General features: G+C 62.9%; 9 protein-coding genes. 3 read left to right on the top strand and 6 right to left on the bottom strand.

Translation table 11 applies throughout. The annotated features are described in order from the left end of the window. Positions 1-150: 150 nt before the first annotated feature. From EOA22_RS11800 to EOA22_RS11790, 3 genes are all read right to left on the bottom strand, one after another. Complete coding sequence (locus EOA22_RS11800; RefSeq protein WP_063169865.1) at positions 151-1404, bottom strand: sarcosine oxidase subunit beta; 1254 nt, start codon at positions 1402-1404, stop codon at positions 151-153. Positions 1405-1486: 82 nt separating this feature from the next. Continuing rightward, positions 1487-3898 carry an FAD-dependent oxidoreductase gene (locus EOA22_RS11795; protein WP_063169866.1) on the bottom strand — a complete coding sequence of 804 codons (2412 nt, stop codon included), beginning with the start codon at positions 3896-3898 and terminating at the stop codon, positions 1487-1489. Between the two features lie 210 nt (positions 3899-4108). After that, on the bottom strand, positions 4109-4768 hold the full coding sequence (locus EOA22_RS11790; protein ID WP_024501867.1) for a TetR/AcrR family transcriptional regulator: 660 nt from the start codon (positions 4766-4768) through the stop codon (positions 4109-4111). A gap of 269 nt (positions 4769-5037) precedes the next feature. Between EOA22_RS11790 and EOA22_RS11785 the strand changes: the two genes are divergently transcribed. The 3 genes from EOA22_RS11785 to EOA22_RS11775 all read left to right on the top strand — a co-directional run bounded on the left by EOA22_RS11785 (position 5038) and on the right by EOA22_RS11775 (position 8331). Continuing rightward, positions 5038-6477: an aldehyde dehydrogenase family protein gene (locus tag EOA22_RS11785; RefSeq protein WP_127389979.1), complete on the top strand. Its 1440-nt coding sequence runs from the start codon at positions 5038-5040 to the stop codon at positions 6475-6477. Between the two features lie 91 nt (positions 6478-6568). Beyond that, positions 6569-7144: a DUF1349 domain-containing protein gene (locus EOA22_RS11780; protein ID WP_063170443.1), complete on the top strand. Its 576-nt coding sequence runs from the start codon at positions 6569-6571 to the stop codon at positions 7142-7144. Between the two features lie 212 nt (positions 7145-7356). Beyond that, a complete protein-coding gene (locus tag EOA22_RS11775; RefSeq protein ID WP_063169867.1) occupies positions 7357-8331 on the top strand; it encodes a hypothetical protein in 975 nt (324 codons plus the stop codon). 185 nt (positions 8332-8516) lie between these two features. On the opposite strand, the gene EOA22_RS11765 is transcribed toward EOA22_RS11775, so the two are convergent. The 3 genes from EOA22_RS11765 to EOA22_RS11755 form a co-directional block, all read right to left on the bottom strand. Then, complete coding sequence (locus tag EOA22_RS11765) at positions 8517-10049, bottom strand: mercuric reductase (RefSeq protein WP_063169868.1); 1533 nt, start codon at positions 10047-10049, stop codon at positions 8517-8519. Beyond that, a complete protein-coding gene (locus EOA22_RS11760) occupies positions 10039-11418 on the bottom strand; it encodes a glucoamylase family protein (RefSeq protein WP_063169869.1) in 1380 nt (459 codons plus the stop codon). The genes EOA22_RS11765 and EOA22_RS11760 overlap by 11 nt, the downstream gene beginning before the upstream one ends. A gap of 113 nt (positions 11419-11531) precedes the next feature. Then, positions 11532-11666 (bottom strand): SDR family oxidoreductase (locus tag EOA22_RS11755; protein ID WP_127389978.1); only part of this gene is annotated, 135 nt, incomplete at its 5' end.

Genomic DNA, 11666 nt, shown 5'->3' with positions numbered 1-11666 from the left:
CGGGCATTTCCGGCATCGCCGCCATAGTAGAATTCGGTTTCGTCGCGCGGGCCGCAGAATGGGCAAGGGAAAAGCTGCATAAAATCCTCAATCTTCGTCTTTATGCATGTCGTTCTCCCCAAACCGCTGCGTACTTTTGGGCGACATGCATCAGTGCGCGATGCCGGAGCCGGCCGCTTCGTCGATCAGCCGCCCGCTGGCGAAGCGATCAAGGTCGAACGGACGGCTGATGTGGTTGTGTTCGCCAGTCGCCAGCAGGTTCGCCAGCAGCGTGCCGCCTGCGGGAATGGCCTTGAAGCCGCCCGTGCCCCAGCCGCAATTGAGGAACAGGCCGGGCAGCGGCGAGGGGCCGATGATCGGCGAGGAGTCCGGCACGACATCGACGATCCCAGCCCATTGCCGCATCAGCTTGAGCTGGCCGAAGATCGGGAACATCTCCAAAAGGCCGGCGATCACCCCCTCCAGCGTCGGCAGATTGCCGCGCTGCGCGTAGGAGGGGATGCGGTCGAGCCCGCCGCCGATGACGATCTCGCCCTTGTCCGACTGGCTGACATAGACGCCGCAGCCGGGCGACAGCACCACCGTGTCGAGGATCGGCTTGACCGGTTCGGACACGCAGGCCTGCAGCGCATAGGAATTGATCGGCAGGCGGAAGCCGGCCTTGGCCGCCAGCACCGAAGAATGCCCGGCCACCGCCATGCCGATACGCTCGGCACGGATCGCGCCACGCGAGGTCTGGACGCCACGGCAGCGGCCGCCCTCGATGATGAAATCGGTGATCTCGCAGTTCTGGATGATGTCGACGCCGAGTCGGCTTGCGGCCCGCGCATAGCCCCAGGCGACCGCATCATGGCGTGCCGTTCCGGCCCTGCCTTGCCAGATACCGCCGAACACCGGGAAGCGTGCGTCCGGTGAAAAATTGTAGATCGGCGCCACCCGGCGCACATCGTCAGGCGAAAACAGCTCTGCATTGATGCCGTTGATCTGCATGGCGTTGACGGTGCGGGCGCCGATCTCCATCTCGCCGGTCGAGTGGCAGAGATTGACCATGCCGCGTTGCGACAGCATGACGTTGTAGTTGAGCTCTTTCGACAATCCCTCATAGAGCCGGTGCGCCAGCCCGTATAGCTCGACGCTCTCCGGATAATAGTAGTTGGAGCGCACCACGGTGGTGTTGCGGCCGGTGTTGCCGCCGCCGATCCAGCCTTTTTCCAGCACCGCTACCCTGGTGATGTTGTGGTTCTTGGCCAGGTAATAGGCCGTTGCCAGCCCATGGCCGCCGCCACCGATGACGATCGCATCATAGGACAGTTTCGGCTCGGGCGAGCGCCACGCCGGTTGCCAGCCGGTTTGGCCGGCCAGGCCCTCCTTGAACAGCGAAAAGGCGGAATAGCGTGTGGTCATGACGTGCCGGACCGGCCTGATTTTCGGAAAGAAACGTGGATCATCGCATGGTCTTCCGCACCGACGTCACCGGTTCGATCGGTCATGCCCGCATCGCCTTGCCCAGTGGATCGTATGGCGACGAGGCGATGACGCGCGCACCTCTTTCGACGCCGACGATGTGGGTTGTCAACTGCGTATCGATATCAGCCACTTCGCGCTCGACCAGCGCCATGGCGAGGCTCTTGCCGACCGTATGGCCGTAGCCGCCCGAGGTGACGAAGCCAGCAAGCTTGCCTCTATACCAGACCGGCTCGTAACCGCTGGCATCGGCGTCCGCCGCGTCGATTTCGAGCGTCACCAGCGTGCGCCTCGATGAAGCCTTCAGCTCCTTCCGGGCCGCCTCGCGGCCGATGAAATCGCCCTTGTCGAAAGCGATCCAGCGGTCCATCCCGGTCTCATCGGGCGTATAGTCCTGCGTGAACTCGCGCGACCAGATACCAAAGCTCTTTTCGAGCCGCAGCGAATTGACCGCGCTGAAGCCGTATTCGGTGACGCCCAGATACTTGCCTGCCGTCAGCAGAGCGCGGCGCAGGCCCGCGTGCTCATTGGCCTGGCAATGGATCTCGTAGCCGAGTTCGCCGATGACCGAGAGCCGTCCGACCTTGGCCCGCACCAGCCCGACATCCAATGTCTTGCAGGCTAGAAAGCCAAAGGCCTCGTGCGAAACGTCCTGATGTGTGAGGCGCTCAAGCAACATTCGCGCATTGGGACCAGCCAGCGAGAAACCGACGACCGCGTCTGAAATGTCGCGGACGGTGACGCCGTCGCTCATATGCTGCTCGAACCAGCGCATATGCCACTGCCGCAGATAGTAGGATCCCATGATCCACCAGGAGCCATCGCCCCAGTTGAAGACGGTGAGGTCGCCCTTGAGCTTGCCGTTTTCGCCGAGCATAGGCGCGAGCTTGGCGCGACCCGGATTGGGCAGCGCACAGGCAAGCAGCCGGTCGAGCCAAGCTTCCGCCTGCGGCCCGGCGATTTCGTAGCGTGAGAAGGCAGTGATATCGAGCAGACCGACGCCCTCGCGCACCTTGCGGCACTCCTGTGCGACGATGTCGAAGGCGTTGGAGCGCTTCAGCGTCGGTGTCTCGACGAAGCCATGCGGCGCGAAATAGAGCGGCACTTCCATGCCCCATGAATTGCCCCAGCGCGCGCCGGCGGCATCCATCGCGTCATGCGCGCCGGCTGTCTTCAAGGGCCGCCCCGCCGGCAACTGCTCGTTGGGATAGCTCATGACAAAGCGGCGCGAATAGAACTGCCCGGTGGTCTGCCTGATGTATTCGCGGTTGGAGGCGAAATCGCCATAGCGGGCGATGTCCATGCCGTAGACATCGGCTTCCGGCTCGCCATGGATCATCCATTCGGCAAGCGACTTGCCGACCCCGCCGCCTTGCAGGAAACCGGCCATGACGCCGCACGCCACCCAGTAGTTGGGAACCCCGCGCACCGGGCCGACCAGCGGATTGCCGTCCGGCGAGAAGGTGAAGGCGCCGTTCACCCAGCGCTTGATGCCGGCATTCTCCAGGCAGGGGTATCGGCTGAAGCCGAGGGCCAACTCGTCGGCGATGCGGTCGGTGTCTTCCTGGATCAGTTCAATGCCGTAATCCCACGGCGCCCCATCCATGTTCCAGTGCTTGTGGTTGATCTCGTAGATGCCGAGCAGCAGGCCCTTCTGTTCCTGGCGCATGTAGGTGAAGCCTTCGAGATCGACGATCAGCGGCAATTCCTTGTCCAGCGCCTGGATTTCGGGCAGCGCCTCGGTGACGAGATAATGGTGCTCCATCGGCGACACCGGCAGGTCGATGCCGGCCATCCGGCCGACCTGCTTGGCCCACAGCCCGCCGGCATTGACGACGTGTTCGGCAATGACCGTGCCCTTCTCGGTGACTACGTCCCAGCCGCCGTCCGCGCGGCGGTTGAGTGCCAGCACGCGGTTGTGCTCGATGATATCGGCGCCGCGCAGCCTGGCTGCCTTGGCATAGGCGTGCACGACGCCCGAGGGATCGATATGGCCTTCGCGCGCGGCATAGAGTCCACCCAGCATGCCATCGGTGTTGAGAATCGGGCAGCGCTGCTTGATCTCATCGACTCCGACCAGGTGGACATCGTCGATGCCCATGGTCTGGAAGATGCGGTATGACGCTTTCAACCATTCCCAGCGCTCCGGCGCGGAGGCGACCGAGATGCCACCGGTCATGTGCATGCCGATGCTCTGGCCCGATTCTTTCTCGACCTCGGAGAGCAGGTCGATCGTGTAGGCCTGCAGGGCGGCGATGTTGGGATCGGCGTTCAGCGCATGGAACCCGCCGGCCGCATGCCAACTCGACCCTGCGGTCAGCACCTCGCGTTCGATCAGCGCGACGTCGCTCCAGCCGAACTTCGCCAGGTGATAGAGCACCGAGGCTCCAACCACGCCGCCGCCGATGACGATCGCCCGATATTGGGATTTCATCCTGTCGCACTCCACCCAGCCAGTGTGGCGTACCCTATCGGTATTGTACATATGTGTCTAGAGGTTGGCGGACAGCGGAATGAGCGCCCGTGCGCCGCTCTGCGCCGATACGGCAGAGGGCTCCTCTGCTGCTGTCGGCAGCAACCGTGCTTGCTATTGGGCCGATGCACGACGCGAAATCGTCAGGCCGCGGCGGCCGAGCGGCCCGTACTATCGATTGCGCGAAAGCGTCTTCTCGACATAGCGCGAGAAGTCCTCGACATCCTCCGCCGGAGGCTCCTGGCCGGTGAAGCTGCGCAGATAACCGGCGACGTGAGGCAGGCGGCTGCTCATCGGCTCGTTGAGCTCAAGCGAGTAATAGCCGATCTGCATGAAATACAGCACGCGGGCCCGCACGAAGGCATCCTCCTCGTCGTAGCCGTGACGCATGAACATGTCGCGTATGGCGTTGACACGCTCCTCGTCGGCCTCGTCTAAGGCGCGCCTGATGGCGGGCGAGCGACGGGCCCAGGCCCTGATCGCGAAATCCAGCTGGGGGTCGAACAGCCTTTCGTCCACCCAGCATTCGAAAATGCTCATCACCCCGCGTATGACGGTGGCGGAAGGCCGCCTGGCGCGTTCCACGATGAATTTGGTATTCGTCTGCCGCCAGTAGTCCAGCAACTGATCGAGCAGATCCTGCCGGCTCTTGAAATACCAGTAGAAGCTGGAGCGCGACACATCGAGCTTCTGGCCAAGCGTCAGCACGCGGACGCGTTCGACTCCGTCAGAGATCAACGTTTCAAGCGCAAGCTTCAGCCAGTCTTCGCGAGTGGCCTTGATGTTGCCGGTGGCGCCGGCGCGCTGAATCGTCGTTTCGAGAGCTGCCATCGACACGACGCATGACATGCTGCCTCAGGCAAATCAAGGCTATGGACATAAGTGTACAGGATGAATCGGCCCAAGCGGATTGATGCACGATGGAGGTTGGCTGCATCGAGGCTCGATGGGGAATCGTCGTCGCCCGCCATCCGCGCGGCGCAGGCACGGGGATTTTTGTCGCGGCTGGCGGTTCACTGTTTGCTTTCCCGCGAGGCAATTGTCTGGCAAATACCAGTTCAGACAGATGCCCGCGCGGCCAACAAGCAGGAACATACGATATGACGCTGTTTCGAAAGAACCTCATCGATGGCGAGTGGGTCGGCGATGCCGGTTCGCGCAACATCAACCCCTCGGATACCGGCGACGTCGTCGGCGACTATGCCTCGGCGGGTGTCGAACAGGCCCAGCAGGCGATCGCTGCGGCCAAGGCAGCGTTCCCGGCTTGGTCCCGCTCCGGTCCGCTGGCGCGTCACGCGGTGTTGAAAAAGGCCTCCGACGAGATTCTGGCGCGCAAGGACGAGATCGGCCGCAATCTGGCGCGAGAGGAAGGCAAGACGCTGGCCGAAGGCATCGGCGAGACAATTCGCGCCGCCCAGATATTCGACTTCTTTGCCGGCGAAACGTTGCGTTTGACCGGAGAGGTCGTGCCGAGCGTGCGGCCGGGCGTCGGCGTCGAGATGACGCGCGAGGCGGTCGGCGTGGTCGGCATCATCACGCCGTGGAATTTTCCGATCGCTATTCCGGCCTGGAAGATCGCCCCGGCGCTGACACACGGCAACACCGTCGTCTTCAAGCCTGCGGAACTGGTTCCCGAGAGCGCCTGGACCATCGTCGACATCCTGCATCGCGCCGGCCTGCCGAAGGGCGTGCTCAATCTCGTCATGGGCAAGGGCTCGGTCGTCGGTCAGGCGATGCTCGACAGTCCCGATGTCAACGCCATCAGCTTCACCGGCTCGGTCGGCACCGGCAAGCGCGTTGCCGCTGCAAGCATCGAACATATGCGCAAGTTCCAGCTTGAAATGGGCGGCAAGAACCCGCTGGTCGTGCTCGACGATGCCGACCTCGCGATCGCCGTCGATTGCGCGCTCAATGGTGCCTTCTTCTCGACCGGCCAGCGTTGCACCGCCTCGTCCAGGCTGATTGTGGCTGACGGCATTCACGACCGCTTCGTCGACGCCCTCAAGGATCGCATGAGCAAACTGGTCATCGGCGATGCGCTCGACGCGCAGACCCAGATCGGTCCTGTCGTCGACGCGACGCAGCTGAAGCAGGACGAGGACTATATCGCCATCGGCGTCAGGGAAGGTGCCACGCTCGCCTTCGGTGGCGAGCGGCTCGACCGCAAGACGCCGGGCTTCTACCTGCAGCCGGCGTTGCTGACCGAGGCGACCAACGCCATGCGCAGTTCGCGCGAGGAGATTTTCGGGCCTGTCGCCAGCGTCATTCGCGTCAAGGACTATGACGAGGCGCTTTCCGTCGCCAATGACACGCCCTTTGGCTTGACCTCCGGCATCTGCACTTCGAGCCTCAAGCATGCCACGCACTTCAAGCGCAATTCGGAGGCCGGCATGGTGATGGTCAACCTGCCGACGGCGGGTGTCGATTTCCATGTTCCCTTCGGCGGCCGCAAGGGTTCGAGCTATGGGCCGCGCGAGCAGGGCCACTATGCGGCGGAGTTCTACACCACGGAGAAGACGGCCTACACATTCGCGGGCTGATCAGCCGTCGACCGATCAGCCGGGCTGATCGGTCACTGCCGACCACGCCGGCAACCCCGCCATGCACATCTGGATTGGAGCGGCGCGAAGGATGACAGTGCAGGACCTGACCTGGCTTAACCCGCCGCCGCACCATTCTATCGACGGCGACAGCGTTCGTGTGCGCACCGGCAAGGAGACCGATTTCTGGCGCGAGACCTTCTACGGTTTCTGGCGCGACAATGGCCACTTCCTGCACCGGCCCGTCGAAGGCGATTTCACCGCCGAGGTCACCGTCAAAGGCGACTACGAGGTGCTTTATGATCAGGCGGGGCTGATGGTCCGGCTCAGCGAAACCCATTGGATCAAGGCCGGTATCGAGTACACCGACGGCCTTGCCTATTTCTCCGTCGTGGTCACCAACGACACGTCAGACTGGTCGCTGGTCGCCATTCATGCCGGTCCGGGCGGCGTCAGGATCCGGCTGACCCGTCACGCCGAAACGATCCGTGTCCAGTATCTCGATGCTTCCGACGGCCACTGGAAGCCTGTGCGGCTCGCCTACTTTCCGATCTCCAGGACGGTCGATGTCGGCATGATGTGCTGTTCGCCGCAACGCGAGGGCTTCGAGGTCACATTCTCCGGCTTTTCGGTGGGGCCGCCGATATCGCGGGAATTGCACGATTGAGACGTGCGGCCTTGCGCCGACCGCAAGCCCTTCGACCTTTGTCATAATCAAGTCTGTAGATCGAGCCTCGCCGGCGGCTGCGCCTGTCGTAAGTTGGGTTCTCCGGAGCCGGAAGGGGTATTGCGGGGAAACTTTTGGCCTTTGTTCCGCTCAAGGCGAATATGTCGGGCAGCACGTTGCAACGGTATTGGCATCCGCGCTAGGAGTTGCCCATGGGCAGGTTGCGAAGGGCAGTCAAAAGAGCCGTCTATTCCAGGGCGCTGAGATTTCTTGGCGTTCCGCCCGTGCTGTGGTCGCAGGGGATCGGACATTTCTGCGATTTCGCCGGGCCGCGCTGGTATCGCAACGCGTCAACCGCATCGACACAGAGCGAGGCATTTTTCCGCCAGCATTACAGCGGCGCACATGGCATCGTCTGGCTGCGTCTGAGCACCTTGTCCAGGGATGCGCAAACCTGTGATCTCGACACGTTCGTCAGGATCGTGTTGCCGACGATCACGGCACCGTTCACGCTGCTGACGACCGATGGCGATGCTTCGGTGCCGTCTGATCTGGCGAAGGGCACCGTCGACCAGCTTCTCGCCAACCCCTTCCTGGTCTCCTGGTACAGCCAGAATTGTGACGGCACTCACCCCAGGGTCAAGCCTTTCCCGATCGGGCTCGATCTTCACACGCCTCGGTCCTTCGCCACGCCGGAAGGGCTTGTGAAGCAACTGGAAATCATACGCGCCCGGCAGGATCATGTGGACCGCCGCCCGCCCAGACTGTTCTCTGATTTCAGCATCAGCAATGGCTCGAGACAGCGCCGGGAACTGCTTGATGTCCTGCGCGGATGTCCGCATGTCGATTTCCTGGCGAAACGCGTCTCGCAGCGCTCGATCTGGCAACTGTACTCGCAATACCCGCTTGTCCTGTCCACCGAAGGCAACGGCCTGGACTGCCATAGGACATGGGAGCTGTTCTATCTCGGCTGCATCGTCGTCACCAAGACCTCGCCGCTCGACCCGCTCTATCAGGGTCTGCCGGTCATTGTCGTCGACGACTGGCATGAGGTCAGGGACCCCGATGCGCCAAGGCGCTGGATAGAGCAGGTTAAGCATCTGACCGAGCGCGACCATGTTTGGGGACGCTTGCATCCGCAAACCTATCTCGAGCCCATTCGGCAAGAACTTCTGCACGCACTCTGACAGGGCAGCCACGAAATTGGAGTCGCGGTCGGCAGGGCCCGCAGGATCCGCGGAAATATAGAGCCGGCTAACCTCTGGATGGCACCGACGTTTGGCGGATATCCGAGATGGTCGACGAGGCTTTCGTCAAGCGCCGCATCGTCGCCGAATGTCCGATGCACCAGCTGCGGCAGGCTGCCGGAATGTCACCATCGCCTGGACCACGCCAACCAGCGGCCAGCCAGATGCTTCCATGATGAGGTGAGCCTTGTCCGCCGATAGGTGTCGCCGGCCATCTTTATGCCTAGCGCCTGCGTCGGGAAGGGATGGATGACGTCGGCCAGCGCACGCAATCCCATGCCCGATTTGATGGCCAGCGACACCGCATTGATCATCTCACCGGCATGGCTGGCGACGACCGTGGCGCCCAGGATGCGGTCGGACCCTTCCCTGACGTGGATTTTGACGAAACCCTCCTCCTCGCCGTCCATGACCGCCCGGGCGACATCGTGCATCAGCACCGTATAAGTCTTGACCGGGATGCCGTTCTGGCGCGCCTCCGCCGGATAGAGGCCGACATGGGCGATCTCCGGATCGGTGTAGGTGCACCACGGAATGACCAGCTCGCTCAGTTTCCTGCGTCCGAGAAACAGGGCATTGCGCACGACCATGCGAGCTGTGGCCTCGGCGGTGTGGGTGAATTTGTAGGCGAGGCAGACATCGCCCGCCGCATAGATGTGCGGATTTGTGGTGCGGAGATAATCGTCCACCTTGATACCGTCGGCATCGTATGCCACCCCGGCGTTTTCCAGGTCGAGGCCGTCGACATTGGGCGATCGGCCGATGCCGGTGATGATCTCGTCGACGGAAATCGTTGTCGTGATGTCGTCGCACACCAGGTCGGCGAGCTTCTTGCCGCCTTCCGTTCGCACCGCTACCACCTCGGTGTTGAGGCGAACCTCGACACCTTCGCGCGCCAGCGCGTCCGAAAGGATCTGGGCGGCGTCGCGTTCCTCGCCGGGCAGGAACATCGGTTCCCGTTGCGCCAGGATGACCTTGGCACCGAGCAGGCAGAAGGCCTGCGCCGCCTCGCAGCCGAGCGGTCCGCCGCCAATGACCAGAAGCCGCTTCGGGCACTCCGTGAGCTCGAACATGGTCTCGTTGCTGAGATAGCCGGCCTCGGCAAGGCCTGGAATCGTCGGCAGCCTCGGGCGCGCGCCTGTCGCGATCAGCGCCTTCCTGAAACGCAAGGTTTGTCCGGCGACCGTGACAGCGTCCGGTCCGGAAAACAGCGTTTCGCCGAAATAAAGGTCGATGCCTTCGGAAACCAGCCTATCGGCGGCATCCGCGCGGCTGATCCGCTGCCGGATCTGCCGCATCCGCGTCATGGCGCGCGGAAAGTCGACGTGAAGACGGTCCGGCATGTCGCCGCCGAAATTCTCGGCATCGCGCATGTCGGCATAAAGCCTTGCGGTGCGGATGATCGACTTGGACGGGATGCAACCGACATTGACGCAAGTTCCGCCGATCAGATTGCGCTCGATGAGCGCGACCTTTGCGCCGAGGCCGGCCGCTTCGTAGGCGGCAGTCAGCCCAGCCGGCCCGGCACCGATGACGACGAGGTTGTAGGGACCGTCCGGCTGCGGGTTCTTCCAGTGCGGCGGATGGGCGCTCGCGATCAGACTGATGTCGTTGCTGTCGACGGGGAAGGCGGTGGTCCTGGTCCGGTCACGCGACATTGCCGCCACCTGACGCCGGGCTTGCCGGCTGAGACAGCCAGCCGCCATTGAATCCGGCCTTGTGCAGGCCGCGACGGATATGCTGATTGGACCGCATCAGCTTCCAGATCAGCCCTGACCGATGGTTCTCGATCATCATCACCACGATACCCTGATCCAGCCCATAGTGGCCCTCCGACACCCAGCCGTGCCTCCCGAATTTACGCCGGTTCGCCAATGTCGGATTGAAGCCGCTCGGCAGCCGGAAATTGTCGATCACCTCGGGGTAGCGATCACCGAGATGGCGCAGCGCCGCCAGGCAGATCTCCGGCGCGAAAGGCAGTGATGCCGGATAGGACCAAGGGGCGATCGTCCCGTCATCGGGCCCGAACGGAGCGCCGCGCGCGGCATAGCCGGAAAACCGCCGGCGCTGTCGCTCCACGCTGGTGCGGAAGCCGCCCGGCCCGTCGCCCGCCGAAAGTCCCCAAAGGTTCTCTTCATAGCCGTCATAGCCGTAAGGGTTGTGGCGCGCATAGTCGCGATGCAGATAGGTCGAGCGGCGGCTGTTTTCGAAATAGTCCGAGTTCTTCTCGCGCATGAAGGCGTCGCGGATGCCGGCGAAATCGATCCAGGCATGCGAGAACTGGTGCATGAACAATGGGCCGCCATACAGCACGTCGTAGCCGTAGATGTTTTCCCACTGATAGGTCGCCGTCCAGCCCTCGTAGCTGTTATCCGAGGTTGGACTGTCAGGCGAGGCCATCGACAGCACGTAGAGGATCGTCGCTTCGTTGTAGCCCTCCCAGCCATAGTGCAGAAAGCCGCTCTTTGGCTTCCAGCCTTGCCGCAGGGTCGGGCTTGAACCTTGTGCCCACCGCCAGTCGACGCGCCGGTAGAGCGCCTCGGCCAGTTGGCGGATTTCGGCTTCCTCGTCATCGTCACCGGAGAAATAAGCGCTCGCCACCAGCATGCCTGATATCAGCAACGCCGTATCCACCATCGACAGTTCGCAGCGCCAGACGCGCAGGCCGGTCCGCATATCGAGGAAGTGGTAGTAAAAACCCTTATGGCCGGTGACGTCGTCGCTATTGCCTTGCCGGCTGGTCGAGAAGAAACGCAGCGCGGCCAGCGTCAGCTTCGCGGCGGCATCGCGCGTCATCCAGCCGCGCTCGACGCCGATCGGATAGCTGGACAGCGCGAAGCCGACGACAGCGATGCTGGCCGGCGAATTCGGCCGCGATGTGTCCGCGACCAGTCCGTTTTCGGGGTTCACGTTATCGAGGAAATAATCGAAGGCGGCGCGCTGATAGCGGTCCAGAAGCTCATCGTCGGACAGTGCGGCAGATTCGGCTCTAAGCAAAAGTAGCAAACTCCCGCCTGACGGCTGCATTCCGTGTCATGGTTCCCGCTACCTTGTCGCGACTTGTCGCTTCGAGGCGTCCAACTATACGCCCGCATGCTCCGTCCGTTGCACCGTCACGTGGAATTGAGATTCGTTCTGCCTCAGTAGGTGGCGCGGCCGCCGGAAACGTCGAACACGGCGGCCGTCGTGAACGAACACTCTTCCGAGGCGATCCAGCAGATCAGCGCCGCCACCTCGTCGACCTCGCCAAAGCGCGCCATCGGTATCTTGGACAG

It is taken from the genome of Mesorhizobium sp. M7A.F.Ca.US.014.04.1.1, assembly GCF_003998745.1.
In the GTDB taxonomy this organism is placed as follows: domain Bacteria; phylum Pseudomonadota; class Alphaproteobacteria; order Rhizobiales; family Rhizobiaceae; genus Mesorhizobium; species Mesorhizobium ciceri.
The sequence above is the reverse complement of the archived record's forward strand: the minus strand, read 5'-3'. Positions and strand labels throughout refer to the sequence as shown.